Raw genomic sequence first — 24,636 nt, 5'->3', positions numbered from 1 at the left:
TCTAGAGGCAGGCGTCGAACAACCGACTCACCAGTACCGGTACCGCGGTTTCGACCCGCAGAATACGGGGGCCGAGATGCACGCTCTGGCAGCCGGCTTCTTCCAGTTTGCCCACTTCGTAAGCCGTGAAGCCACCCTCCGGGCCAATGCAGAGCACGGTCGGCTGGTTGAGGTGCACAGGGCAGGGGGTGCTTGTGCCTGGATGCGCTACCAGGGCTCGTTTATCCGCCAATAGCGCCGGCAACTCATCTTCCACGAAGGGTTTGAACAGCTTGCGGATATGCACCTGTGGCATCAGGGTATCTTTTGCCTGTTCCAGCCCCAGCGTCAGGTTCTCCCGAAGTTGTTCGTCTGAGAGCCACGGCGTCTGCCAGAAGCTTTTCTCCACCTTGTAGCTGTTGATCAGCCAGAGGTCCTTCACGCCGAGGGCAGCGCAGGTTTGCAGGATGCGACGGAACATCTTGGGCCGGGGCATGGCGAGTATCAGGGTGAGCGGCAGAGGCAGCGGCGGATCCTGATTCAGCGTCACCCGCAGCTCCGCCTCGTTATCGGTAAGCCGGATAACTTCGCCGGTTCCCAACTGGCCATCCGCGCGGCCGACCGGCACGGTGTCGCCAGCAACCACTTTGATCACGGACTGCAGGTGCGCCAGGCGTCGACCGCGCAGAACGGCACGGTCAGTTGCCACGAAATCCTCGTCAAACAGTAACGCCAGATTCATTCGCCGGCGGGCTCATCGCTTTCCGGGTCTGCGACTTCCCGTTTTGCCAGCCGCCCGAACAGGATACCGACCTCGAACAGGATCCACATGGGAACCGCGAGAAGGGTCTGGGAAATAATATCCGGCGGCGTCAGCAGCATGCCGATGATGAAACAGCCCACCACCACGTAGGGGCGCTTGGCTGCAAGATCGGCGGGTGTGGTGGCGCCGGTGAGGATCAACAGCACCGTGGCGATCGGAATTTCGAAGGCCACACCGAAGGCGAAGAACATCTTGAGTACAAAATTGAGGTAGCTGGTGATGTCCGGAAGTTCGACGATGCCTTCGGGGCCTATCGCAGTAAAGAAGCCGAACACCAGCGGGAAAACCACGTAATAGGCAAACGCCGCGCCCGCGTAAAACAGGATGACCGAGGTAAACAGCAGCGGAAAGGCCAGGCGTTTTTCGTGGGCGTAGAGGCCCGGGGCAATAAAGCTCCAGAGCTGGTAGAGAATGATCGGAATGGCAGCGAACACAGCCAGAACCAGGGCCAGCTTCAGCGGTGCGAAGAAGGGCGAGGTAACATCCGTTGCGATCATGGTCTGGCCAACGGGCAACAGGGAACGGATGGGCTCCGACAGCCACAGGTAAAGTTCGTTGGCAAACGGATAAATGGCAGCGAAGCAGACCAGCACCGCAAGAACCATTTTCAGAAGGCGATTACGCAGTTCGAGCAGATGCTCGATCAGTGGCATTTCCTGCTGCTCCGGAGGCAGCTGGTTGCCGTCGGGTTTTGCATTCATGAACGATTATCCGGCGGACTTTGCGGGGTTTCGCGTTTGGGTTGTTCGTTTCCGTCAGAGCCGGAATCTGGCGTCTGCGAGGAGCTACCAGCATCGGGCTGATCCTGCGCTGGAGCCTCGGAGGCCTTTGGCTGGCCGGATACCCGCCGTGTCGCAGGTGCAGGCCTTGGCTTCTGGGTCTCGTTCTCGGGCAGGATCATGTGCTCGTATTTCCTGGCTTCGTCCAGGGCGCCGCGCACGGTTTTCTGAACGTCGTCGAGGCCAACATCTCCTGCCTTGCGAAGCTCGTCGCGGAGTTCGCCGGCTTTTAGCTCCCGGTCCAGTTCCGAGGTGAACTGGCCAACCATGCGCCGTGCACCACCCACCCAGCGGCCAGCCGCACGGGCGGCCGCAGGCAGGCGCTCGGGGCCGAGTACCAATAGCGCTATGACGCCGCAGATCAGCAGCTCAAGAAAGCCGATATCGAACATTCAGCCTGGTCTCAGCTGTGGGACTTGTCCCGGGGCTTGTCTTCGGCCGCCGCTTGTTGCTGTGGCTGCTCCCCTTCCTTGCCTTCCAGGGATTCCTGGTTCTCGGCCTTGGAGTCCTCATCGCTCATGGACTTCTTGAAGCCGCGAATGGCACCACCGAGGTCGCTGCCGATGTTGCGAAGCTTCTTGGTTCCGAACAACAGAATGACAATGCCGAGTACGATAAGTAACTGCCAGATGCTGATACCCATTACGGGGTCCTCATTTTAATGTTTCTGTTCAATGACATTGTACGTTACCAGAACCGTTACGCGGAAACCCCTTTAGAGGTATTACCGCTCACTTGTTCCTCGACGCTTTTTCTTCCAGGCCTGACAGATCGAACCGGCTGGCCAGTTCGTCCAGGATGTCCTTCGGGCCAAGGCCCAGTCTCGACAGCATGACCATGCTGTGGAACCAGAGGTCGGCGGTTTCATAGACCACGTCCCGGGTTTCCCCGGAATGCTCTGCGTCCTTGGCTGCCAGCAGGGTTTCCGTGCACTCTTCCCCCACTTTTTCCAGGATCTTGTTCAGGCCCTTGGCGTGGAGGCTGGCTACATAGGAGGTTTCCGGGTCTGCCTCTTTCCTGGCCTCCAGAACCCTCGCCAGGTTTTCCAATACATCGCTCACAGTCCGTGCTCCTCAGTTGCTGCCGTAAATAGTGCCGGGGTCCTTGATCACCGGGTCAACGCTGACCCACTGACCGTCTTTCAAAGTCCGGTAGAAGCAGCTGCGTCTGCCAGTATGGCAGGCGATGCCGCCTTTTTGTTCTACTTTCAGCAGGATGACGTCCTCGTCGCAGTCCAGTCGAATGTCCCGGATGACCTGTTGGTGCCCCGAGGTTTCCCCTTTGCGCCAGAGCTTGCCCCGGGAGCGCGACCAGTATACGGCGTGGCCTTCTTCGGCGGTCAGCCTGAGCGACTCGCGGTTCATCCAGGCCATCATCAGGATATCGCCGGTGTCGGCGTCCTGGGCGATGGCCGGAACCAGGCCGTCCTCTGTCCAGCGAATGGCATCCAGCCAGTCAGGGGTCTCGACGTTATCCGAGCTATTTTGCATTTTTGTGAATCCTGAAATCTTTATCGGTTATCGGCTGCCCCGGAGCATGAGCCCGCCGGCGACGGCAAACAGGGCCCAGCTCCAGGCAGGCACGCTTTCAATCCACTGCCGGCTCTCGGGCTGAGTGCCCAGAAAGCCGCCGGCAATGAGCAGTACCGCCAATGTCGCCCGCCGCCAACGCCGCTCGGTACGGATCTGCTGCTCCCGGAGCAACGCCAGTGTTGCCCGGTTCTGGGGCTCGGTGGGCCCCGCCTGCCGCAGTTGCAAGAGCGCATCGTGCACCAGCTGGGGCATTTCCGGCGACTGTTCCAGCCAGGAGGGAAGGTGCGACTGCAGCGACTTGATCAGCCCCGAAGGGCCAATGCGTTTGCGCATCCAGGTCTCGAGGTAGGGTTGCGCGGTGCTCCACAAATCCAGATCCGGATACAGCTGTCGGCCCAGACCTTCCACGTTCAGGAGGGTTTTCTGCAGCAGAACGAGCTGGGGCTGCACTTCCATATTGAACCGCCGTGCGGTCTGGAACAGGCGCAACAGGAAGTGGCCGAACGAGATATCCTTCAACGGCTTCTCGAAGATGGGTTCGCAAACAGTACGTATGGCCGCCTCAAACTGGTTCACTGGCGTATCGGGCGGTACCCAGCCGGACTGAATATGCAGCTGCGCAACCTGCCGATAATCCCGGCGGAAAAAGGCCAGAAGGTTTCGGGCAAGATAGCTCTGGTCATCCGGTGCCAGGGTGCCGACGATGCCGAAATCGATGGCGATATATCGGGGATCCGAGGGATTGGACGTATCCACAAAGATGTTGCCCGGATGCATGTCGGCGTGGAAGAAGCTGTCCCGGAATACCTGGGTAAAAAAAATCTCCACGCCTTTCTCGGCCAGTACCTTCATGTCGACGCCGGCGGCCTTCAGAGCCGCAGTATCGGCAATGGGGATGCCGTGAATCCGCTCCATCACCAGCACGGATTTGCGGGTGTAGTCCCAGTCGATAAAGGGAATGTAGATCAGCGAGGAGTTTTCGAAATTCCGGCGCAGCTGGCTGGCGTTGGCGGCTTCGCGCTGAAGATCCAGCTCATCGTGAATGGTGGAATCGTAGTCGGCTACCACTTCCACCGGGTGCAGGCGCTTGCCTTCGGACCAGTATTTTTCCAGCAGGCCGGCCATCAGGTACATCAGGGCCAGATCCTGACGGATTACCTTCTCGATGCCCGGTCGCAGAACTTTCACAACTACCTTCTGGCCGTTGCGCAGGGTGGCTGCATGCACCTGGGCAACCGATGCCGAGGCAAGCGGGTCCGGACTGAATTCGGCAAACAGGTCCGAAACCGGGGCACCGAGGGAGGTTTCGATAATGCTCCGGGCTTCATTGCTCGGGAACGGCGGTACCCGGTCCTGGAGATTCTTCAGGGATTCCGCCATGTCGTCCGGCAGAAGATCCCTTCGGGTCGAGAGGATCTGGCCAAACTTTACGAACACGGGGCCCAGTTCCTCCAGCGCCAGCCGAAGGCGGTCGCCACGATTGAGCTTCGGTTGCGGGAACAGATGCCAGGGCGCCAGCAGGAAAAACACCTTCAGGGGCGCGGGCAGTTCTGCGATTGGCAGGAACGTGTCCAGCCGATAGCGGCAAAATACCCAGGCAATTCGGAACAGGCGTTGCAGGCGGGTCACAGGTTCTCCGATTCGTCAGTCTTGCCGCGGTTTTCAATCAGATTAAGCCGCGCTTCCAGTCTTTCCGTGCGCAGGTTCAGTTCGTCGATATCCTCGAACGTAGCTTCCAGTTCCCGCCGACCGGGCAGGGCGCGACTTTCCTCGTGCACATACTCCTCGATGTTGGCATTCAGGGACTGAAAGGCCTGTCGACTCCATCGGATAGCGCCGCGAACCCGTTGGCCCAGGAAGTGTGCGGGCACATCGCCGATGTGCCGGGCGATGGCGGCTTCCCAATCCGGTTCAAGCTGGTTCAGGGCTCGTTGCAGCTGATGGGCCAGCGCTGTGTCGCCGGTCACGTCAAGACGGCCGTCGGCAAAGACCCGGTCATCGCCGGTGGCCAGCGCTGCAAAGGCGATGGGTTTGCCGGTGATCTCGAGCGCTGGCTGTTCGACCGGCTGGCTGCCGACGCGGACGCGGTTTCCGGCCCGGTCCAGGGTGTAAGTCAGGGCAATCGGGTCGGTGATATTGAACTGAACCGGACCCGCCAACGCTTCCATCAAGGCACTATGCCCCGCCGGATCCAGTTCCAGTGCCCGGTTCAGGGCACTTTCCAGGATAGCGGAGACAGCGGAAAGCAGGGTGGGGCCGGGAAACATCAGGGCTTGATTCCCACGTGCAGGGCGACGATACCGCCGGTCATGTTGTAGTACTTGCAGTTCACCAGGCCGGCGTTCTCCATCATGCCCTTGAGGGTGTCCTGGTCGGGATGCATGCGGATGGATTCAGCCAGGTACTTGTAGCTTTCACTGTCGCCGGCGATGAGCTGGCCCATCAGGGGCAGGGCGGAAAACGAGTAGGTGTCGTAGGCCTTGCTCAGCAATGGATTGGTCGGCTTGGAAAATTCGAGGATCATCAGCTTGCCGCCGGGCTTGAGAACCCGGGTCATGTCGCGCAGGGCCTGGTCTTTATCGGTGACATTGCGCAGGCCGAAGGCGATGGATACCGCATTGAAGTTGTTGTCTGGAAACGGCAGATGCTCGGCATCTGCCTGTACGTATTCAATGTTGCCTGCATAGCCGCGATCGGTCAGCCGGCTGCGGCCCACCTGCAGCATGGAGGCATTGATGTCGGCCAGTACCACTTTTCCGGACGGACCCACAAGGTCTGAAAACTTCATGGTGAGATCGCCAGTGCCGCCGGCAATGTCCAGCACCTGGTGGCCGGGACGCACGCCCGAAAGCTCAATTGTGAAACGTTTCCAGAGCCGGTGAATTCCCATGGACATCAGGTCATTCATGAGGTCGTACTTGCCCGCCACACTGTGGAACACCTCGGCCACCTGGCTCGCTTTCTGGCTCTTGGGCACATTGCGGAAACCGAAATGGGTTACGTCGTCCTGGCCGTTGCTGTTTGCGGCCTGGTTGGCTGGCGTTTGCTGCTCGCTCATGGGGCATGTCCTGTCAGAATCTGAACCCCGTATTCTAACCGCTGACGGGGTTGCTACAAGGGTGGCGGTGAGTTAAATAGCGCCCTAAACTGTAAATCTATCCAAATCCGAGAGAAAACCGCTTCATGTCTGTAATTGATGTACATCGCCCGCACACCCTGGATCAAGAACACGCAAGGCAGGCCGCAGAATCCCTTGCCAAAGACCTGTCCAGTCAGTTTGACGTGCATTATGAGTGGGAAGGCGACCACCTGAAGTTCAAGCGCAGTGGCGTCAAGGGGCACCTGAACATCACGCCGACAGACCTGCACATTCACCTGGAGCTGGGCATGATGCTACGGCCCTTCAAATCGCGGATCGAGCAGGAAATCCACTCCCAGCTGGACCAGATCATCAAGGCCTGAGCCAGCCAACTATCCCCGGCTCAGAGGTTTTCCGGCAGACTGAACGGGTCCGGGTGATGGTCGAGAATGTTGCGCATCACCCGCTGCTCCCGGGAAACCAGCCGGTCGATCAGTAGCTCCACATCGTCCATCTTCCGGAAGGCGGAATAACCCCGGTGCAGGAAGCTGTGCAGATCCGTCAGATCGGCCATCTCTGCCGGGCCCCGGGTCATCGATAGCAGCCATCCAAGGGAGCGGTTGCGGACATAGCGATCAAGTTGCTGGCCAACGTCTGCCACCAGGGTAATCTGTTTCTCTCTCTGCGCCAGCCGTCGGCTCTCCCGGTAGGCGGCACAATAGGCGTCCGTGGTGATTGCCCACACCGACACACCCTGCTGGTGGAACAGTTCGGCGAGCTCAAGGTCCAGCTGCTGGGTGATCAGGTTCAGTTCCACGAGGCCGGCGAAGGTGTCCAGCAGATTATCTGGTAACCACTTCACCATTTTGGGAAACACCCGATCAATATTGTCGTCCCGGCGGGTCATGCCGGCCGGGGCGTAGAGGTCGGTCAGCAGAAATTCGAGGCCGTGGTGATATCCGGGATGGCGATAAAGATCCTCATGGGTCGACTTCAGCCGCTCCGCCTGCCAGTCGGCGACGGAGACGGCGTGTTCCATAAGCGGATGCTCGGCTTTCAGGCGCCGGAAATCATGGTAGTCCAGAAGCAGTTGCTGCAGCCGGCGAGCGCTTTCAGAGCGGGCTTCGGTAGCGACGAGGCGCTCACGGTACATGGGCGATGGCTCCACTAAACCTGAGGAAAAGAGCGTAGTTTAGCGGAGCTGCAGTGGTCTTGCAGCAGGGTGCAAGCCGGGCGTCAGCCCTGCGCGGCTGTCGGGAGCGTTTCGAACCCCGGAACCCATTCCTTGCTGTCCAGCGTAATGAAGTGGCTCGGTGCCTCGGTTTCCACGATGCGCATGGTGGTCGGGCTCTGGCGGGCGCTGGCCAGCATGGATGAGCGATCGAGAATGCGATCTACGGCAGGGATCAGGAAGGTGCCGTGGCGCACATGACCGTAGACACTGCTGTCCGTCCGCGCCATCCAGTCCATGATGTTCTCGATGTTACGAACAATGGTCAGGTGATCCTTGGTGGCTGAGAACAGCTTGCTCAACAGCTGCTTCTTGCGCGGATTCATCTTGCCGAAAAAGGTCTGGCCATAGGCCGACGACGGAGCGCTGTTGATCAGCCGGATCAGCCAGGGCCACATGCCGTGACTGACCGGTTCCAGAATGGTGGTTACCAGAGCTGAGAGCTTGCCGTTGGGGAGTACCGGTGCCTCCAGAACCACTTCCACGTCATCATAGAGCTCGGGCCATTGCTTGATGGCCTCGAGAATGACCGCTCCGCCACGGGAATGTCCATGAACCCGGATGTTCTGAGTAGTCGGGAGGCTGGAGAGCGCCTGGTTAAGAATGCAGGCGTCGTACTCGATCGTGCCTTCCAGCTGCTTGATCGGCACTTCCCATTCCGGCGTTTCCGGCGTAACGCCGTTTACCGGGATGTGGTAGTTGCTGCAGGTGAGCAGGATCAGCTCAGTGGTCGGCGCTTCATAAGCTTGGGTGAAGTAGCAGTGGTTTTCCAGAAAACCGTGCACGCCAATAACCGTCTGCTCCGCTTTGCCGCTGTGGTTGCGAACGGAAACAGCGCCCTTGCCGACGCGATACACATGCCCGGAAAACATTTCCGAGTAGGCGCTTTCAATCGGTTTGATCAGCTTGCGAACATGGCTCGCTTTCATAACTGTTCTCCCACCCAGCACGGCAATGGCCTGTTGTTGGAATTTGGTTGTGCTGGTAAGCCTTTTGTACCCCGATCACCTCGTTATGTTACTGGCTCTGAGTACGGGTTTTTTGATGTCTCAGGGCCAATCGATCACGGATCGGCAGCGTTTAATAACCATTGCACCAAGGCTTATAACCAGTATAGGACTGAACAGTTACTCACGTGTAATTTTTGTAACAGCGTGCGCTGGTGCCGCATATGGAGACGGCGCGGCTTGTCTGGCACAATGCGGAGTTCGGTTTTTACTTAGGGCGCCTCGTGCTTGGCATTGGATCCAGGGCCCCTTTCTTCATTACTTCTCCAGGGACGTTCGGGTTTGAGTCACGAGCAATCGCATCTCCTGCTACCTGCTGATTCGGCCTGGCTGGCCCTGGAGCGCCCGGAAAACCCCATGACCATCACCGTGATGCTGCGGGTTGATGGGCTCACTGCGCCCCGTTTCAGGGAGTTTCTGCGGGTGTACTGGATGGCCTGGGAGCGTTTCCGGTACATGCCCGTCAAGCGCTCACCTGCCTGGTGGTGGGAGCAGGATCCGACGTTTGATGTTAGCCACCACCTTGATGTGGTTGTGGATCGTTTCACGCCCGACAGCCTTCAGGAATGGGTGTCCGCGCGTCTGAACCAGCCTCTGCCCATGTATCGTCCGCGCTGGAAATTCTGGCTTGCGCCCAATGCCGAGGGTGGGGCGGTGCTACTGCTGCGCATTCACCACTGTTACGCCGATGGCCTGTCTCTGCTGGGCATCTTTGACCGACTGTGCCCATCCTCTCCCCAGCAGCATCCCGCCATTTACGGCGCCCCCGAAATCGCGGAGCTGTCACGCTGGACGGCTGCGGCAAAGGCCTGGTTCGGGCAACTGATGGCATCCGAAGATCCTTCTGAAGAATCCCACGGTGCTGGCAATGCAGACCGGTCCGCCGGTAATCAATGGCAGGACGCGGGTCGCTTGCTGGAGCGGGTCGCCCAGAAGAGCCTGAAGCTGGTCAATGAATTTTCGGAGTTCCTGGTGGAGCCGGAAGACACGGCGACGGATCTCAGGCAGCCGCTGCTGGGGAGGCGACATTGTCGCTGGTCCGAGCCGGTACCCCTCGACCGCTTCAGAAACATTGCCCGAGCTACCAATGTAACCATCAACGATGTGTTGCTGAGCTGTGTGGCGGCGGCTGTGCGCACCCGCCTGGGCATTGAAGGCGAGGACCTCGATGAAGCCGTGCTGCATGCCGCCGTACCGGTGGATATTCGCAGTCGCCTGCCCGAGGAGCTCAAGCCGGCACCCGGCGCGCTGGGCAACTATTTTGGCACCGTGTTTGTACCTTTGCCGGTGGATGGTGAAAGTCCCCTCGAGCGACTTTTCCGCATCAAGCACGAAACCCGCCGTCTTAAGAAAAGCTGGCAGCCCGGCATTGCCTGGGGTCTCGCGGCCAGCGCCACGATTGTTCCAGAGCCTTGGCGGGAGCCGTTGGCCGAGGTGTTCTACCGCAAGGCCAGTGCCGTGGTGTCCAACGTGCCCGGCACTCCGGAGGCCCGGTATATTGCCGGCTGCCGGATAACCGAACAGATGTTCTGGGTGCCCCAGGCCGGGGATATCGGTTTGGGCATCAGCATTGTCAGCTACGCCGACCAGGTGCAGTTTGGCGTCGTTGCCGATGAGGCGGTGATGGCCGACCCCGAAGACTTCCTCAACGACTGCCTGCAGGAACTGGCCCAGTTCCCCGGCGACTGATCCGCCGGGTCGTACTCCCAAAGTTTCAATTCAAGTGCCTCCCAAATGAGCAGAAAACCTGCTCCGTCGAAGCATTTTCCCCCTCCCTCGCATCACCGACCATGGAATTCAGGCGACAGACCGCGCCTGGGGCGTCCGGATGATCCGGGCCTCCGATCCCAGATTTCCAAAAACAACCGGGGGAACTATGAAAAACAATAACGTCAGAAAGTCAGGGTTAGCGATTGCCATGGCAGCGGCCATGGGCGCCAGCGCAGGAGCCAATGCCGCTGTTGAGCTGTATAACCAGGACGGCACCAGCTTTTCCGTGGATGGCTACTTCAACGCATTCTACGTAAACCGTGACGACAAGCAGAACGACGTTCGGGATTCCCGCATCAAGATGGGCTTCCTGCCGAACACCATCGGCTTCAATTTCAGCAAGGATATAGGTGATCTGACCCTGGGCGGACGTTCTTCGTTCTGGACCACCATCAATGACAGTCTTGATTCACCCACAGACACCGCCATCGACGTGCGTCAGTTCTATGCCACGGTAGACGGCGATTTTGGTCAGGTGCTGATTGGTAAGGACTTCGGCCTGTATGCCCGCTCCAACATTTTCCTCGACGAAATCCTGATGGGATTCGGTTCCCCGGGCGTTGCCGGTGGCGTTTCCTTCGGCAATATCCGCGCAGGCTATCCATACCCGACACCTTCCGCCCAGATTACCTATCGCTCGCCGGATATGGGCGGCCTCAAAGTCGCGGCCGGTGTGCTGGATCCCGCCGATACGGTGACCGGCGCCAACGATGAAAACGCCGCACCCCGCTTCGAGTCCGAGGTAACCTATAACGCCAACCTGAACGATGTGGCCCTGACCGGCTGGGTGAACGGCCGCTACCAGTCTGCCGAGAACGGCACGACAACCGTCGACAGCACGGGCCTCGGGTACGGTATCAAGGCGTCGGTCGCGGGACTGACCCTGGCCGCTTCCGGTTTTACTTCCAAGGGTGACAACCCGGTTCTGATTGGCAACGGTGCGGTGACCGAAGACGATGCCGACGGCTTCCTGGTTCAGGGCTCCTATGCCTTCGGTGCCAATCGCGTTGTGCTTTCCTACGGCGAGACGGACGCTGAAATCCTGAATCTGGAAACCGAGAGCACAACGCTCGGGTTCTTCCACGATGTAAACAGCAACTTCAAGCTGGTTGCCGAGTACAACATGTACGAAGACAACAACCGCACCACCGGTGCAACCACCACTGAGGCGGACACCATCGCCCTTGGCGCCATCGTGATGTTCTAAGCCCTACCTGGCGTTGCGGGTGGCAGGAGGCCTCTCGCTGCGCTGGTTTGTCTAAGACTAAAGTGCCGGTTTGCCTTGAGGCAAACCGGCAGCGCCACCAGGCATTGATTCAGGAGGCTGTTTAATCAATGGCTTACGATCATTTTGGCGCGCCTATTAAAAGCACTGAAGTCGCATTGGCTGCGTTTACGGATGCCGTAGAATCGGTGAAAAGTCATCCGTTTTCGGGAACCGCGTTTATGAAGCCAGCGACGACCCTGCCTGCGGTCCGGGTAGCGAGCTCCAGCGTTCGCGATCCCATGTTGGCCGCCACCAATCTCGCCAGCCAGCTCAGCCACGAGCATCTTGGCTGTGTGCTTTTTTCTGTTCTGCGGAATACGACCTGGGTCGACTTGGTAGTGCCCTTGAGCACAGTTTTCAGGGTGTGCGCGTCTGCGGCTGCACCTCGGCCGGGGAGATCACTCCGGACGGCTACGGACGTGGATGCATCACCGCCATCGGCTTTGACAGCCGCTATTTTGCCATCGATTGCGCGCTGATCCGGGAGCTGGACCGATTCACCCTGCAGGATGCCCAGGGGGTAATCGACGGTCTGCTTTCGACCTGCCGGGATGCCAGACTCGCGCCGGTCAAAGGCAACACCTTTGCCATCACGCTGCTGGACGGCCTGTCCAGCCGTGAAGAGCTGGTGCTGGCAACGCTCAACTCGGCCCTTGGCACCATTCCCCAGTTTGGCGGTTCTGCCGGCGACGATGAGCGGCTGGCCAATACCCATGTGTTCTACGACGGCCAGTTCCATACCGGAGCCGCCACGGTGTTGCTGGTAAATACACCGCTGGATTTCCGGGTGTTTTCCACGCACCACATGGTCGAACGCAGTGAAAAGCTGGTGGTGACGGACGCCTGCGCGGAAAGCCGCACGGTGTTCGAGCTTAATGCAGAGCCGGCAGCCGATGCCTATGCCCGAGCCGTTGGCGTGGATGTCGAAGCACTGGATCGCAAGGTGTTTGCGCTACGGCCCATGGGGGTGAAAATCGGCGGCCACTATTTTGTCCGCTCGGTGCAGCGGGTGAACCCGGACAAGAGTCTGACTTTCTATTGCGCCGTGGAAACCGGAATCGTGATGACGGCCATGGAGCCGGAATCCCTGCTGGACAGCGTTCGTACCCAGATAGAAGCCGCAGAACGGGTTGTGGGGCCACCTCTGGTGACCATCGGCTGCGATTGTTTTCTGCGCAGGCTGGAGGCTGAACTCACCGGGGAGGTGGAAGCGGTCTCGCAGTTCCTCCGCCACCACAATGTGATTGGCTTCAACACGTACGGCGAACAGTTCGACGGTATGCACATCAACCAGACGTTTACGGGGGTGGTCATTGGCCAGCCTGATGTCCATTCCGGACAAGATTGAAGCACCCGTTGAAGACAGGCGGGATCTCCGGATTGCCGAACTTGAGGCGGAGAACGAGCGCCTGCGGCGGATTCGCGATGCCCTGATTGTCCGGGTGGAGTCCGGCTCTGCCCACAAGCCGGAGCCCTACGCCGCCTTCGAGCACTCGGTGGTGCTTGCCGAGCAGGTTCGGGAGCGGACCGAGGCACTGAACCAGGCCATGGAGCAGCTCAAGGGCAGCAACAAGGCCCTGAACCGGGCCCGGGAAGAAGCCGAGACAACCCGCCAGAGACTGAGCGATGCCATCGAGAGCATTGCCGACGGTTTTGTGCTGTTTGATAACCGGCATTGCCTGATCCAGAGCAACAGCCGGTTCCGGAGTTACTGGCGCCATGCCGGTGTTGACGCGCCGGGCCAGGGTACCCGGATTTCAGACGTAAAGCGGCAGGCGGTGGCCTGCGGTCTGGTCCTGGAGGAACACAGCCATCCGGATTCGGAAGGCGTGGTGTTTCTGCTGGCCAACGGCCGCTGGGTTCAGGTTACCGAGAGACCGACCCGGGAAGGTGGGTTGGTGGTGCTCTATTCCGACATCACCGATGTGAAGAACAGCGAAATGGCCCGCCGGATCAAGGCGCTCGAAGAAAGCGAGCGCTGGATCCGGGTGGTGACCGACCATGTTCCCGCGCTGATTGCCTATATCGGGGCCGACATGACCATCCAGTTCTGCAACAAGGTCTATGAGTCATGGTACGGGCGCAAAGGCGAGTCGCCCCTTGGCAAACGTCTTAACGAGGTGCATTCGCCGGAGTTTTACCAGCGCCTGCTTCCCCAGATTCTCGATGTCATGGACGGCCACAACGTGACGTTCGAATTCGAGGAGACCGGTGAGCAGGGTGAGGTACGCCACATGCTGCGTTCCTACGTGCCGAATTTCGATGAGCAGGGCGATATCATCGGTTTCTTCGTGCTGATACGGGACATCACCGACCGCCGCAAGACCGCCCTGGCCCTGGAGCAGGCTTATGACAACCTCGAGCGACGGGTGAAGGAGCGCACCGCAGCCCTGACCGGCCTGAACAACCAGCTGCGCCAGGAAATCACCGAGCGGGCGGCTGTGGAAGCGCGCCTTCGGGATGCCAAACTGGAGGCCGAACGGGCCAATCTTTCTAAAACCAAGTTCCTGGCGGCCGTCAGCCACGACTTGCTGCAACCTCTGAATGCCGCACGGTTATTCACCAGTGCATTGCTGGAACAGTCGTTCGGGCCCAAGGCTGAAGGCCTGGTTCGATCGGTGAGCACCTCTCTGGATGACGTTGAAAACCTGCTGGGCACTCTGGTTGATATTTCCAAGCTCGATGCCGGCGTGATCAAGCCGGATGTCACCGCCTTTGACCTTCGGGACCTGCTCAACAATATCGCACGGGAATTCCGGCAGATGGCCATGGCCGAGGGGCTGCAACTGGACTTTATTGCCAGCTCCGCGATTGTGGAGTCCGATTCCCAGTTGCTGGCGCGGATTCTCCGGAATTTCCTCACCAACGCCATTCGCTACACCGGCAACGGCCGGATCCTGCTTGGCGTTCGCCGACAAAAGGATCATGTGCTGTTGCAGGTGTGGGATACCGGCCCGGGGATTCCCGAAGACAAACTCACCGAGATCTTCCAGGAATTCAAGCGTATTCGCCCCGCCGGTTCTCAGCCGGATAAAGGCCTGGGACTCGGTCTGGCCATCGTCGACAAAATATCCCGAATGCTGGGGCACGAGGTGACGGTGAATTCCATCGAGGGCAGGGGGTCAGTCTTCAGCGTCCGGGTCCCCGTCGGAAAGCTGAAGCCGAGGCAAGCAGCGCCCGACCAGAACCGGGCCCTGTCTTTCGATAGCGGTCTGGGCGGGGCCCGGATCTGGGTGATCGACAACGACCAGTCTATTTGCCAGGGCATGCAAACCCTGCTCGAAGGTTGGGACTGCCAGGTGGTGACGGCGGTGTCCCTGGAAGATCTCGAACGCCAACTGGACCCGGCCAGCAGTGCGGTTGACCTGATCCTGGCGGACTACCATCTGGACAACGATGAAAACGGCGTGGATGTGGTTGCGGAGATCAATGGCCGCCGGAGATGTCCGGCGCCAGTGGTGATGATTACGGCTAACTACACCAACGAACTCAAGCAGCATATCCGCGAACTTGGGCACCTGCTGATGAACAAGCCGGTGAAGCCTCTGAAGCTGAGGAGTGCGCTGAGTCATCTACTGAGAAGCTGACGGCGGTCTCATACGAAAAGGGTCAGATGAACATGTCACCTGACCCTTTTTTTAGCCTGTGAAGTCCTGAACTTATTACCGCTTCAGATACTGACTGAAATCCACATCGCTGGCAGATAGAATCGCCTGCACCCGGTTGTGAACCCCGAGCTTGCGTAGGATTGCGGAAACATGGGCCTTCACCGTGGTCTCGGCGATGTTCAGGTTATAGGCGATCTGCTTGTTGGATTCGCCCTTGGACATGCGCTCGAGCACCAGCAGCTGCCGACGTGTCAGTGAGTTGAGCAGCTCCGGTGAAATCGGGTTGTCTTCATTGCGGCCACGACGAGTATTGCTCTCCTTGCCGGTTCGGATGATGTCCGAGGGCAGGTAGACATTGCCGTTCAGTATCTGCTGGATGGCCTCGGTCATCTGGGCCCTGGGCGAGGACTTGGTAATGAATCCGCAGGCGCCGTAGGTAATGGCCTGCAGTACCACCTGCTTGTCTTCCTCGGCAGAGACAATCACCACCGGAATGGTCGGGGCTTCGTTGCGCAACGTGATCAGACCGTTGAGACCATGCATGCCGGGCATGTTCAGGTCCAGCAGGATCAGGTCCAGGTCGTCATTCTCACGGGTAATGTCGAGAGCGCTGTCCAGATCGTCGGTTTCGATGATCTCGCTGCCCTCAAAGCCAGAGGCGATAACGCTGCTGATGGCTTCCCGGAACAGCGGGTGGTCGTCGGCAATCAGGATCTTGTAAGCCGGCTCCATGGATGGGTCTACCTGTTTGTTTTCAGTGTCGGGAATGGCTTCCGAATCATGATAACGGTTTTCGGAAGAGAGTGCGGCATCGAGCTCGTTCAGCATAGCGGCCTCCTGTGCAGAGAATCGCCGGAGTCGGAGTCGATCCTCTGTTTATTATTGTGATGGTTTCATTACACGCCATCCTGGTCTCGGGGTGAATGCGACCATCGCACCAAAAAACAGGCACCAAAGTACTATTCTTGCCGGGCTGTGGGCTTCGTATCGTGGAGCAATGAGCCTACAACCAACAATAACTCCAGTCTCCCAACCCTCTCTTGCCGATCGCTGGATCAAAAAGGGAGTGACCGCCCTGGTGTGTCTTATCTTCAGCCTCGCAGGTGGTGCCCAGGCCGGGGAGGGAGCCTCTGAGCTGCCCGTACTGTCCGTCAGCGTATTGCAGTTCGGCACGGCCCACTGGGAGCTTGACCATATCCTGCATCGGGAACTGGATCGGGAGAATGGCTATCGGCTGGACCTGAAACCGGTGGCCAACCTGCCGGCCTCCAGGCTCGCGGTCACCAGCGGTTCGGTGAATGGCGCAGTGGCCGACCTGCTGTGGGCGCAGTCCAGGTTTCAGGCAGGAGCGCCCTACCTTTATGTGCCTTTTTCATCCCAGATCGGCGATATCGTGGTCGCCGAGACTTCCCCGATCCGCTCGGTGGCGGATCTGGCGGACAAGCGCATCGGCGTAGCCGGCGGGCCGGACAGCAAGGGCTGGATACTGCTCCAGAAAGTCGCAGAGCGGCAGGGTATCAATCTGGACGAATCCGCAGAGATCCAGTTCGCTGCTCCGCCGCTGCTCAGCCAGGCTCTCAAGCGGGGACAGGTAGACGTGATCGTCACCTACTGGCATTTCGCGGCCCGTCTCCGGGGTGAGGGCGGCTGGCGGTCGGACTTCAGCATGGCCGATCTGCTCACTGAGCTGGACCTGGATCGCAACCTGCCGGTGCTGGGTTATGTCTTCCCTGCGAAATGGGCGACCGATCATGGATCGTTGATAGATGGTTTCGCGGCCTCCCTTCAACAGGCCAAAGCCGAGCTGGCGGACAGTGAATCACCCTGGCAACGCTTGCGTCCCCTGATGGGTAATCCTGAAGAGGGCGTCTTCACGGCATTGCGCGAGGGCTTCGTCGCCGGCACGCCTGCGCCACAAACAGAACAGCGTATTGCAGACCTGCAGCGATTGATGACCCTCACAGGTGCCGACCCGGACCGCCTGATGCCCGCCAATCTGTTTTACCGGAGCCAACCGTGAAAGGCCCTCCCGGCCGCCCGCCGCTCTGGAGCTACTGGATAGTTCTGCCCTCGTTTGTCGTGCTCTGGGCGCTGACGGCGTGGCTGCTTCAGTCGCCTCTGTTACCAACGCCGGTGAGCGTGCTGGATACCCTGGTTCGGGAATCAGCGTCCGGCGAACTCTGGCATCACCTGGGGGCAACCCTGGCCCGCGTGGTGGTCGCCTTTGTTCTGGCCATGGCGATTGGCACCGCCATCGGCATTGTGATGGGCCGGTCACAAACCACCAATGCCCTGTTCGATCCCCTGCTGGTGTTGTTACTCAACCTGCCGGCGCTGGTCACCATCATCCTTATGTACGTGTGGTTCGGCCTGGTGGAAGTGGCTGCCGTGATGGCGGTCGTGATCAACAAAGTGCCCAATGTTGCCGTTACCGTTCGGGAAGGCGCCCGCAGCCTCGACTACCGGCTTGAGGAAATGGCCACCGTTTACGAGTTCACCCGCTGGCAACGGTTGCGTGAAGTGTGGGTGCCGCAGCTGTTTCCCTACCTCATGGCCGCCACCCGGGGTGGTCTTGCCCTGATCTGGAAGATTGTCCTTGTAGTGGAACTGCTGGGCCGCTCCAGTGGCGTCGGCTTCCAGCTGCATATGGCGTTTCAGGTATTCGACGTGGCCGCCATTCTGGCCTACAGCCTGGCCTTTATAGCCGTCGTCCAGCTGATCGAGCTGGCCATCCTGCAGCCCCTCGAGCGTCGATCCAGCCGCTGGCGCCAGCCGGAGGCCGCTCATGCTTGAGCTCAGAATCGCAGGCCGTGATTTCGGCCAGCCGGTGCTCGGAGAGGTCTTCGCAACCATTGCGCGAGGCGACCGGATCTGCCTGCTGGGTCCCTCGGGTATCGGCAAGACCACCCTGCTGAACGCGATTGCCGGTCTCGACAAATCGGTTCCCGAAGACGCGGTAATCGGGCGCGACAAACTCCGGGTGGGCTACCTGTTTCAGGAGCATCGCCTGCTGCCATGGCGGACTTTACAGGCCAATCTCAGGCTGGTTGGTGCCAGCGATGACGAGGCCGGGACGTTGCTGGGCCAGGTTGGCCTGGCCGGCTACGGCCATTATCTCCCGGACCAACTGTCACTCGGTATGGCCCGAAGAGCCGCCCTGGCCCGCTGCCTTGCGGTGAAGCCCGACTTGCTCTTGTTGGACGAGCCGTTTGCCTCGCTGGACCCCATCATGGCCGGCGAACTGAAAGCCTTGATCGCCGGGATCCTGGACTCGCAACCGGATATGGCGATGATCTGTGTAACCCACGATGGTGGTGATGCAGAGATATTGGCCAATCGGCTCTGGTACCTCGACGGAAAACCTGCGCGCCTGCAGTGGGATGATCAGATTGGGGAGGCTGGCATCGTCGAAGGGCTGCTCGGCAAACTACGCAGGCTCGATCCGACTATGTCCTGATCAAATCCCCGGTCTATAAAAAACAGCCCCTGGTTTTTACGCTATCCGCTGCAACCTTCGTCCTTTACTTGAGTAATGTTATAACATAACATTTGCCGTCTCGAAATATTCCTTTTCCAAGTCCATTCCTGCATGCGGCAGGCGCGGGAGGTTGTTAATGACAGTAGAGTCCAATTCGGTTGCCGGCCCTGTGGCTGTTCACGGTGGCAAACCTGAATGCCTGACAGAGATATTCCGGGATGAGGTCAATCTGGCCGTCTGGCGGCGGGAGCCGCGTACTGAATGTCTCGATTTTGCACGCCATTTCGCGTCAGAGGTTTCCAGCTTCGAGCGCTTTGTGGCGCAGGAGAAAGACGAGCCCGTTGATGAGGTTCTTCCGCGTTGGGCGCTGGAATTGCCCGGCGCCCGGGCGTGGCTGGCGGATGTCAGGGAACTGATCGCCATGTATCGATGCCTGTTCGAGCCTGCCGCCGTGGGGGTTCGGGTTCATGTGTTGGCTGACACCATGTGTCCCCGATTTCACACGGACCGGGTTCCGGCTCGATTGCTGGTGACCTATTCGGGACGTGGAACCGAGTGGCTTGCAGAATCGGATGTTTTACGTCCGGAAAGCCCGGGGCCGTTGCCGGAGCAGCCATTAGCGGAACACCGCATCCAGGTCATGCCTACCGGGTCGGTTGCGATCCTGAAAGGGGAAGCCTGGATTGGCAATGAAGGCCGAGGCCTTGTTCACCGCTCGCCCGCGCCGGGTGATACCCCCAGGCTGGTTCTGGGACTGGACTGGCTTTCCTGAAGCAATAAAAGCAATGTTATAACGTTAAATAAGGAGTTCTTGATGTCTGATCGATCCCGCCAATTCCCCTCCAGGCTGCGCCCGATGGCTACCTCTTTACTACTGGTCTCTGCAGCGATGTTGACGGCCTGTGGCGGTAGCAGCGGCTCCGGGGATGAGCATGAGCACACGGATATTGACACCGCGGGCCGTCTGGCCCTGTTCGACACCGACGCTTCGCAGCTCAAGGTTCTGGACCTGGACAACAGTGAAGTGATCGCATCCATGGCGATGGATGGAGAGGCCCCACGCCTCTATGCATCCCCCGGCAACCGGTATGCCGTCGCCATTCAGCGGGGCGACGATCTGGTGTCGTTTGTTGACGGTGGGCTTTACACCGAGGACCACGGCGATCACATGCATGATTACGCAGAGACGCCGAGCATGCTGTCCCTGACCCTGAACGATCACAAACCGACGCACTACTCGTCTGGTGAAGCGGAAGGTGTCGTTTTCTTCGACGGCGGTGAGGCCGCAAGCTCCAAAGTGACCGTGTTTTCAGATGCGACGTTGGGAAGCGGCGCCACCGTGGCCAGCCTGCCGCTGGAGAACAACATGCACGGTGTTGCCAAGGTGATCGATGGCCACCTGTTTGTGACCTATCGGGACAGCTCGATTACGGACACCACTCTGCCGGCGGCTGTCGAGCGTTACCACCTGGACGGTTCCGACTTCGAGTTTGAAGAACGCTACAGCCAGGCTTGCCCGAGGCTTCATGGCGCCGCCGCCAACGCCCATAGTCTTGGCTTCGGCTGCAGTGATGGCGTTCTGGTAATTGATCTGCACGAAGCTGGTTACCCCGCTACCAAACTGGAAAACCCCGAAGGCCTGGCGGAGGGCTCTCGCATCGGAACCGTGGTTGCCAATCACGATGTTGAGGAGTTGGTCGGCATTGCCGGTGACCGCCTGTTCGTGATCCATCCGGAATCAACCACTGAGGTTTACCACGAACTGGAACTTGGCGAAGGCGTGGGCCGACTGGCCCAGGGCTTTACCACCCACGGCGAGGTCTTCTATGTGCTCGGCGATGATGGTGACCTGAGGCTGTTCGACCCCGCCAGCGACTGGGCGCTGATTACCACGGCTGAGCTGATGGACGCGCCGGGTGAAGGTGACACCCTCGCTGTCGCCGTATCTGCGGCTCAGGAACGCCTGTTCGTGCTGCACAACCAGTCTGTGCATGAGGTGGATGCCACCGATGGTGATGTGGTGCGGACCATCGATCTTGGATTCAGTGCTTCTGCAATCGCATGGCTGGGTCTGGCGGAAGAAGGCCACGACCACGATCACGAAGAAGAGCACTCACACTAATCTGCTTTGAATCCAGCAGGGCGCGTCGACACCTGGTGGCGCGCCCTGCTGTTTTATCTCCGGAGTACCTATGTTTAAACGTTTTGCACCCTTTGCCATTCTCCCATTGGCCATGACAGCAGGCGGCGCAACCGCCAACGAACTTAATCCCGACGTCAGTGTGACACTGGACGGATACTACAAACAGAACGAGACCGCTCTGTCCCACCGTGAACAGGGCTTTGGCCTGGGCCACACAGAGCTGTCCCTGTCTTCCCCGATCGATGACCTGTTCTCCGGCCGACTCACCGCCGTGTTCGAAGAGCATGACGGTGAGAGTGAGGTGCTGATTGAAGAGGCGTATCTGCAGACGAACGGCTTGCCTTACGCACTGAACGTGCGGGCCGGTCGTTTCCTGTCGCAGGTTGGCTACCTGAACGGTCGTCACATGCATGAAGACGACTTCGTCGAACGTCCTGCCGCTTATCGCGCGATGCTCGGTAGTCACTATTACGATACTGGTGCGCGACTGAATGTGCTGTTGCCTACACCCTTTTTCTGGCAGGTCGGCGCAGAAGCCTTTGCCGGCGACCAGCTGACCGAGGGTGACGAGGACATTGGCGTTTACACCGTCAATACCCGTCTCGGTGGCGATATCAGCCTGTCCCAAAGCTGGCAGCTGGGGCTTTCCTGGCTTAGGAACCGCCATGCCAAATCGGCAGATACCGGAGACGGTAGTCACGACCATGATCACGAGGAAGGGCACGACCACGGCCACAGTCATGGTGCCGGCTACACCAGCGAAAACCTTTACATTGCCGATGTGGTCTGGAAGTGGGCTCCCAATGGCAACAACCGTGAACAACAGCTGACGCTCAGCGGCGAATACCTCTACGGGGACGAGCTGAACCAGTTTGCGGCGTCTGATGATACCAATGAAGGCTGGTATGTTTCCGGCGTTTACCAGTTCGCACCCCAGTGGTCGGCGGGTGTTCGTTACGGTGAGGTGGATCTTCAGGAAGCCCACGGCGATCACTTCCACAACCAGACCCTGGAAGAAACTGACGTGATGCTGTCCTGGTCCCGCTCCCATTTCTCCACGGTACGGCTGCAGTACACCCATCAGGAAGCGACCGGCTTCAGCAACGCCGACAATACCGTGATGGTGCAGTACATTATGTCGCTTGGTGCCCACGGCGCCCATGGGTACTGATATGACACTTCGTAACGCGGTTGCGGCACTTATGTTGATAGTGGCATCCGTGCCGGCTCAGGCCCAGCTTCGGGTGTTCGCCTGTGAACCGGAGTGGGCGGCCCTGGTTCGGGCGCTGGCACCGGATGCCGAGATCACCACGGCGACCAGTCATCTCCAGGATCCTCATTACATTGAGGCACGGCCAAGCCTGATTGCGGCGGTGCGGCGCGCGGATATTGCAGTCTGCACCGGCGCTTCTCTGGAAGCCGGTTGGCTGCCCATGTTGCTTCAACGGTCGTCGAACGCGGACATTCAGACCGGACGCGCGGGACTGTTTTTTGCGGCCGACCATGCACAACTGCATGCGCCCCACGATCACGTGGATCGGAGCATGGGCGACGTCCACCCGGAGGGTAATCCCCATGTGCACCTGTCCCCGGAGCAGTTGCCAGAGATCGCCCGGGCCCTGGCCCAGCGCCTTGGCGAGATTGAGCCGGAGCAAGCGGCGGCGATCCAGGTCCGGTATATCCGCTGGCGGGGTGACTGGAATCGGGCCAGAACCGAATGGCGCGCCAGGGCAGAGGCGCTTGAAGGGCGATCCCTGGTGGTTCAGCACTCCAGCTTCAGCTACCTGTTACGCTGGCTGGGTGTGGAGGCGGCAGCGGATCTGGAACCAAAGCCGGGTCTGCCCCCCAGTGCCAGCCACCTGAGTCAGCTTCTGGCCGATCCGGCCCTTTTGGAGGCGAGCGCCATCCTGATTACCAGCTATCAGGACCCTCAGCCTGCTGAATGGCTGGCGGAGCAAACCGGGCTGCCGGTTGTGGTGGTGCCTGGCACCGTCACGGGTGAAGCACCTACAGCGACCCTGAGCGGGCTGATCAGTGAGATTATCCGTCAGATTGAGTCGGCCGAACCCGGAGCCTCTGATGGCGGAATATGAATGGCTGCTCTTGCCAGCAGCCGGCAGTGCCATGCTCTGCCTGCTGCTGGTCCCGTTGGGTTACCAGGTGATTGCCCGAGGCGTGATCTTTGCCGACCTGGCCATTGCCCAGTGGGCGGCTCTCGGCACCCTGGCCGGGCTCTATTTTCTGCCCAACCACACGCTGGCCGGGGCACCGGTCAGCAGCCTGATGTTCGCGCTTCTCGCGTCCCTGGCAGTGCACCTGATCTTCAGGCGCCTGGCGGAAGCGAAGGAAGCCTGGATCGGTATTCTGTACGTGGTTGGGGCGAGCCTGGCCGTGCTTCTGGTCAGTGGTGATCCCCATGGAGCTCAGGCACTACATAGAGCCGCGTCGGGCGATTTGCTCTGGGCCAATTGGCCTCTGGTGCTGGCCGTTGCCACGCTCACCGTTCTGGTCTGGTTGCTGGGATGGTGTCGCCCCGCCTGGATGACAGGCGCGGCCTTTTTGCCGGTGTTCGCGGTGGCGGTGACCTACTCGGTCTCGCTGGCGGGCATCTACGTGGTGTTTGCGACCCTGATCATGACGCCGTTGATCCTTGGCACTCTGGCTGGCAAGGCACCGTTCCTGGCTGCCTGCTGTGCCGTCGCTGGCCATTTGGCCGCCATTGGCCTCTCTATTGCCTTCGATGTGCCGGTCGGGCCAGCCATCGTGGTCATGACCCTGGGCATAGCTTTGCTCTGGTATTCGGTGCTCTGCGGCTTTGGGGCCCGTCTTTCAGCTGCGGTCCTTTCCGATTAGTTGCAGATCGTCTGCTGGTAGCACGTGCGCGGCTGATAGGGTGCGACACTGTGCCACATACTTTTCTGGCAAACCCTCTCTCATACTTCCCTGAACGAAATAATAATCGTAATAACACGGAGAATGTTATGAATAAATGCGTTGGTCTGGGAGTAGTTTCTGGGCTTCTCGCTCTGGCGGGTTGTGGTGGGTCTTCCTCCTCTTCAGACACGAACCAGCAGTCTGCTGAAACCCAGCTAAGCCTTCCCTTCAAGGCCGTTGTCGGCACAGAGCCGGTGAGCTGTGGCACCACCTTTTCCGGCCTTGGCACCTCGGGTACTGACGTCAGCTTCGCTGATTTCCGCTTCTTCATTCATGACCTGGCGCTGGTTACCGATCAGGGCGAGGTGATCCCTGTTTCTCTCGATGCTTCCGCCGAAGGCCAGAATAGCAACGTCGCGCTACTGGACTTCCGCGACAAGGCCGATGTAAATGACAACGGTGATCTGGTGGATGTTTGCACCGCGGGTACTGACGACAATCCCGGTTTTAAAGATGCCGTTCAGGGCACCGTTACGCTGGATCCTGCTGTCACGATCCAGTCTGTGCAATTCACTCTCGGCGTGCCGTTCGATCTCAATCACGCAAACCCCACCAGTGCCGAGGAGCCGCTTCGCAGTCCGGGACAGGCCGCTGGGATGACCTGGAACTGGCAGAACGGTTATAAATTCCTGGCGGCTGATGTATTGCCGGTCGGCGCCAGCCGTTGGAATCTTCACATCGGAAGTACCGGCTGCGAAGTAACACCGTCTGAACTCGAACAGGGCGCTGAGCCGGAGACCTGTGCCAATGAAAACCGGCTGCAGGTAACGCTGCCAGTCGGTGGGTTGGATCCCGAGGAACTGGCGATCCAGATCGACTACGCCGCCCTGGTGTCAGGATCAAACCTTGGTCTGGACGAGGGTGGTGCACCAGGTTGCATGTCTTTTCCAGGAGACCCTGAGTGTGATGCCGTCTTCGAGCGCCTTGCCCTGCCGTGGGGTGGCGAGCCAAACACCGGCGGTAACCCCAACGCTATGGTGTTCTCGATTGTCGAGCGCTAATCAGT

The 24,636-nt window shown here is 59.5% G+C and carries 25 protein-coding genes and 1 pseudogene; 14 read left to right on the top strand and 12 right to left on the bottom strand.

What is annotated here, in order from left to right:
* Position 1: 1 nt before the first annotated feature.
* The 9 genes from HP15_RS15870 to ubiE form a co-directional block, all read right to left on the bottom strand.
* A complete protein-coding gene (locus HP15_RS15870; protein ID WP_014578408.1) occupies positions 2-721 on the bottom strand; it encodes a 16S rRNA (uracil(1498)-N(3))-methyltransferase in 720 nt (239 codons plus the stop codon).
* Positions 718-1,503, bottom strand: a complete 786-nt coding sequence (tatC, locus tag HP15_RS15865; RefSeq protein WP_014578407.1) for a twin-arginine translocase subunit TatC — start codon at positions 1,501-1,503, stop codon at positions 718-720. Before tatC ends, HP15_RS15870 begins: the two co-directional genes overlap by 4 nt.
* Positions 1,500-1,973 carry a Sec-independent protein translocase protein TatB gene (tatB, locus tag HP15_RS15860; RefSeq protein ID WP_014578406.1) on the bottom strand — a complete coding sequence of 158 codons (474 nt, stop codon included), beginning with the start codon at positions 1,971-1,973 and terminating at the stop codon, positions 1,500-1,502. The genes tatC and tatB overlap by 4 nt, the downstream gene beginning before the upstream one ends.
* A gap of 11 nt (positions 1,974-1,984) precedes the next feature.
* Positions 1,985-2,224, bottom strand: coding sequence for a Sec-independent protein translocase subunit TatA (gene tatA, locus HP15_RS15855; protein ID WP_014578405.1), 240 nt, complete (start codon positions 2,222-2,224; stop codon positions 1,985-1,987).
* Between the two features lie 88 nt (positions 2,225-2,312).
* Positions 2,313-2,642, bottom strand: coding sequence for a phosphoribosyl-ATP diphosphatase (locus HP15_RS15850; protein WP_014578404.1), 330 nt, complete (start codon positions 2,640-2,642; stop codon positions 2,313-2,315).
* A gap of 12 nt (positions 2,643-2,654) precedes the next feature.
* Positions 2,655-3,071 carry a phosphoribosyl-AMP cyclohydrolase gene (gene hisI / locus HP15_RS15845; protein ID WP_008170988.1) on the bottom strand — a complete coding sequence of 139 codons (417 nt, stop codon included), beginning with the start codon at positions 3,069-3,071 and terminating at the stop codon, positions 2,655-2,657.
* 27 nt (positions 3,072-3,098) lie between these two features.
* Entirely contained in the window at positions 3,099-4,742 is a 1,644-nt protein-coding gene (gene ubiB, locus HP15_RS15840) for a ubiquinone biosynthesis regulatory protein kinase UbiB (RefSeq protein WP_014578403.1), read from the bottom strand.
* Positions 4,739-5,380 carry a ubiquinone biosynthesis accessory factor UbiJ gene (locus tag HP15_RS15835; RefSeq protein ID WP_014578402.1) on the bottom strand — a complete coding sequence of 214 codons (642 nt, stop codon included), beginning with the start codon at positions 5,378-5,380 and terminating at the stop codon, positions 4,739-4,741. The genes ubiB and HP15_RS15835 overlap by 4 nt, the downstream gene beginning before the upstream one ends.
* On the bottom strand, positions 5,380-6,171 hold the full coding sequence (ubiE, locus tag HP15_RS15830; RefSeq protein WP_014578401.1) for a bifunctional demethylmenaquinone methyltransferase/2-methoxy-6-polyprenyl-1,4-benzoquinol methylase UbiE: 792 nt from the start codon (positions 6,169-6,171) through the stop codon (positions 5,380-5,382). Before ubiE ends, HP15_RS15835 begins: the two co-directional genes overlap by 1 nt.
* Before the next feature lie 125 nt (positions 6,172-6,296).
* Here ubiE and HP15_RS15825 point away from each other — a divergent pair, with 125 nt between their 5' ends.
* Complete coding sequence (locus HP15_RS15825; protein WP_014578400.1) at positions 6,297-6,575, top strand: polyhydroxyalkanoic acid system family protein; 279 nt, start codon at positions 6,297-6,299, stop codon at positions 6,573-6,575.
* A 20-nt stretch (positions 6,576-6,595) separates the two neighbouring features.
* Here the strand turns inward: HP15_RS15825 and HP15_RS15820 are convergent, their stop codons facing one another.
* The gene (locus HP15_RS15820) at positions 6,596-7,345 is read right to left on the bottom strand and encodes an FFLEELY motif protein (protein WP_014578399.1); all 750 of its coding nucleotides are present in this window, start codon (positions 7,343-7,345) and stop codon (positions 6,596-6,598) included.
* A gap of 83 nt (positions 7,346-7,428) precedes the next feature.
* The gene (locus HP15_RS15815) at positions 7,429-8,352 is read right to left on the bottom strand and encodes an alpha/beta hydrolase (protein ID WP_014578398.1); all 924 of its coding nucleotides are present in this window, start codon (positions 8,350-8,352) and stop codon (positions 7,429-7,431) included.
* Between the two features lie 360 nt (positions 8,353-8,712).
* Between HP15_RS15815 and HP15_RS15810 the strand changes: the two genes are divergently transcribed.
* From HP15_RS15810 to HP15_RS15795, 4 genes and pseudogenes are all read left to right on the top strand, one after another.
* Positions 8,713-10,119 carry a WS/DGAT domain-containing protein gene (locus HP15_RS15810; protein ID WP_014578397.1) on the top strand — a complete coding sequence of 469 codons (1,407 nt, stop codon included), beginning with the start codon at positions 8,713-8,715 and terminating at the stop codon, positions 10,117-10,119.
* 187 nt (positions 10,120-10,306) lie between these two features.
* Positions 10,307-11,407: a porin gene (locus HP15_RS15805; RefSeq protein ID WP_041645648.1), complete on the top strand. Its 1,101-nt coding sequence runs from the start codon at positions 10,307-10,309 to the stop codon at positions 11,405-11,407.
* Between the two features lie 239 nt (positions 11,408-11,646).
* Positions 11,647-12,815: pseudogene (nosP, locus tag HP15_RS15800) on the top strand (nitric oxide-sensing protein NosP).
* Positions 12,793-15,054 carry a hybrid sensor histidine kinase/response regulator gene (locus HP15_RS15795; RefSeq protein WP_014578394.1) on the top strand — a complete coding sequence of 754 codons (2,262 nt, stop codon included), beginning with the start codon at positions 12,793-12,795 and terminating at the stop codon, positions 15,052-15,054. The pseudogene nosP and the gene HP15_RS15795 overlap by 23 nt, the downstream one beginning before the upstream one ends.
* Positions 15,055-15,129: 75 nt before the next feature.
* On the opposite strand, the gene HP15_RS15790 is transcribed toward HP15_RS15795, so the two are convergent.
* Entirely contained in the window at positions 15,130-15,807 is a 678-nt protein-coding gene (locus HP15_RS15790; RefSeq protein ID WP_041646379.1) for a response regulator transcription factor, read from the bottom strand.
* A gap of 334 nt (positions 15,808-16,141) precedes the next feature.
* Between HP15_RS15790 and HP15_RS15785 the strand changes: the two genes are divergently transcribed.
* The 9 genes from HP15_RS15785 to HP15_RS15745 all read left to right on the top strand — a co-directional run bounded on the left by HP15_RS15785 (position 16,142) and on the right by HP15_RS15745 (position 24,631).
* Positions 16,142-17,095 carry an ABC transporter substrate-binding protein gene (locus tag HP15_RS15785; protein ID WP_014578392.1) on the top strand — a complete coding sequence of 318 codons (954 nt, stop codon included), beginning with the start codon at positions 16,142-16,144 and terminating at the stop codon, positions 17,093-17,095.
* Complete coding sequence (locus HP15_RS15780; protein WP_049784497.1) at positions 17,092-17,868, top strand: ABC transporter permease; 777 nt, start codon at positions 17,092-17,094, stop codon at positions 17,866-17,868. The genes HP15_RS15785 and HP15_RS15780 overlap by 4 nt, the downstream gene beginning before the upstream one ends.
* Complete coding sequence (locus HP15_RS15775) at positions 17,861-18,532, top strand: ATP-binding cassette domain-containing protein (RefSeq protein ID WP_014578390.1); 672 nt, start codon at positions 17,861-17,863, stop codon at positions 18,530-18,532. Before HP15_RS15780 ends, HP15_RS15775 begins: the two co-directional genes overlap by 8 nt.
* A gap of 157 nt (positions 18,533-18,689) precedes the next feature.
* Positions 18,690-19,325: a DUF1826 domain-containing protein gene (locus tag HP15_RS15770; protein WP_014578389.1), complete on the top strand. Its 636-nt coding sequence runs from the start codon at positions 18,690-18,692 to the stop codon at positions 19,323-19,325.
* Between the two features lie 42 nt (positions 19,326-19,367).
* Positions 19,368-20,675 (top strand): hypothetical protein, encoded by a 1,308-nt coding sequence (locus HP15_RS15765; RefSeq protein ID WP_041645645.1) that lies wholly within the window; start codon positions 19,368-19,370, stop codon positions 20,673-20,675.
* Positions 20,676-20,745: 70 nt separating this feature from the next.
* Positions 20,746-21,867 carry a membrane protein gene (locus tag HP15_RS15760; protein WP_014578387.1) on the top strand — a complete coding sequence of 374 codons (1,122 nt, stop codon included), beginning with the start codon at positions 20,746-20,748 and terminating at the stop codon, positions 21,865-21,867.
* 1 nt (position 21,868) lies between these two features.
* A complete protein-coding gene (locus HP15_RS15755) occupies positions 21,869-22,789 on the top strand; it encodes a metal ABC transporter solute-binding protein, Zn/Mn family (RefSeq protein WP_041645643.1) in 921 nt (306 codons plus the stop codon).
* Positions 22,776-23,549 carry an ABC transporter permease family protein gene (locus HP15_RS15750; RefSeq protein WP_014578385.1) on the top strand — a complete coding sequence of 258 codons (774 nt, stop codon included), beginning with the start codon at positions 22,776-22,778 and terminating at the stop codon, positions 23,547-23,549. Before HP15_RS15755 ends, HP15_RS15750 begins: the two co-directional genes overlap by 14 nt.
* 128 nt (positions 23,550-23,677) lie before the next feature.
* A complete protein-coding gene (locus HP15_RS15745; protein WP_081449846.1) occupies positions 23,678-24,631 on the top strand; it encodes an MbnP family copper-binding protein in 954 nt (317 codons plus the stop codon).
* The last annotated feature ends 5 nt before the right edge of the window (positions 24,632-24,636 follow it).

The sequence above is a fragment of the Marinobacter adhaerens HP15 genome, from assembly GCF_000166295.1.
In the GTDB taxonomy this organism is placed as follows: domain Bacteria; phylum Pseudomonadota; class Gammaproteobacteria; order Pseudomonadales; family Oleiphilaceae; genus Marinobacter; species Marinobacter adhaerens.
This window is presented reverse-complemented; position numbering and strand designations above follow the sequence as displayed.

What these genes read in the sequence shown, in the direction of transcription:
- HP15_RS15870 (WP_014578408.1), bottom strand. Translation starts at nt 721, where the DNA reads ATGAATCTGGCGTTACTGTTTGACGAGGATTTCGTGGCAACTGACCGT.
- tatC (WP_014578407.1), bottom strand. Translation starts at nt 1,503, where the DNA reads ATGAATGCAAAACCCGACGGCAACCAGCTGCCTCCGGAGCAGCAGGAA.
- tatB (WP_014578406.1), bottom strand. Translation starts at nt 1,973, where the DNA reads ATGTTCGATATCGGCTTTCTTGAGCTGCTGATCTGCGGCGTCATAGCG.
- tatA (WP_014578405.1), bottom strand. Translation starts at nt 2,224, where the DNA reads ATGGGTATCAGCATCTGGCAGTTACTTATCGTACTCGGCATTGTCATT.
- hisI (WP_008170988.1), bottom strand. Translation starts at nt 3,071, where the DNA reads ATGCAAAATAGCTCGGATAACGTCGAGACCCCTGACTGGCTGGATGCC.
- HP15_RS15835 (WP_014578402.1), bottom strand. Translation starts at nt 5,380, where the DNA reads ATGTTTCCCGGCCCCACCCTGCTTTCCGCTGTCTCCGCTATCCTGGAA.
- ubiE (WP_014578401.1), bottom strand. Translation starts at nt 6,171, where the DNA reads ATGAGCGAGCAGCAAACGCCAGCCAACCAGGCCGCAAACAGCAACGGC.
- HP15_RS15825 (WP_014578400.1), top strand. Translation starts at nt 6,297, where the DNA reads ATGTCTGTAATTGATGTACATCGCCCGCACACCCTGGATCAAGAACAC.
- HP15_RS15820 (WP_014578399.1), bottom strand. Translation starts at nt 7,345, where the DNA reads ATGTACCGTGAGCGCCTCGTCGCTACCGAAGCCCGCTCTGAAAGCGCT.
- HP15_RS15815 (WP_014578398.1), bottom strand. Translation starts at nt 8,352, where the DNA reads ATGAAAGCGAGCCATGTTCGCAAGCTGATCAAACCGATTGAAAGCGCC.
- HP15_RS15805 (WP_041645648.1), top strand. Translation starts at nt 10,307, where the DNA reads ATGAAAAACAATAACGTCAGAAAGTCAGGGTTAGCGATTGCCATGGCA.
- HP15_RS15795 (WP_014578394.1), top strand. Translation starts at nt 12,793, where the DNA reads ATGTCCATTCCGGACAAGATTGAAGCACCCGTTGAAGACAGGCGGGAT.
- HP15_RS15790 (WP_041646379.1), bottom strand. Translation starts at nt 15,807, where the DNA reads ATGGAGCCGGCTTACAAGATCCTGATTGCCGACGACCACCCGCTGTTC.
- HP15_RS15775 (WP_014578390.1), top strand. Translation starts at nt 17,861, where the DNA reads ATGCTTGAGCTCAGAATCGCAGGCCGTGATTTCGGCCAGCCGGTGCTC.
- HP15_RS15770 (WP_014578389.1), top strand. Translation starts at nt 18,690, where the DNA reads ATGACAGTAGAGTCCAATTCGGTTGCCGGCCCTGTGGCTGTTCACGGT.
- HP15_RS15765 (WP_041645645.1), top strand. Translation starts at nt 19,368, where the DNA reads ATGTCTGATCGATCCCGCCAATTCCCCTCCAGGCTGCGCCCGATGGCT.
- HP15_RS15760 (WP_014578387.1), top strand. Translation starts at nt 20,746, where the DNA reads ATGTTTAAACGTTTTGCACCCTTTGCCATTCTCCCATTGGCCATGACA.
- HP15_RS15755 (WP_041645643.1), top strand. Translation starts at nt 21,869, where the DNA reads ATGACACTTCGTAACGCGGTTGCGGCACTTATGTTGATAGTGGCATCC.
- HP15_RS15750 (WP_014578385.1), top strand. Translation starts at nt 22,776, where the DNA reads ATGGCGGAATATGAATGGCTGCTCTTGCCAGCAGCCGGCAGTGCCATG.
- HP15_RS15745 (WP_081449846.1), top strand. Translation starts at nt 23,678, where the DNA reads ATGAATAAATGCGTTGGTCTGGGAGTAGTTTCTGGGCTTCTCGCTCTG.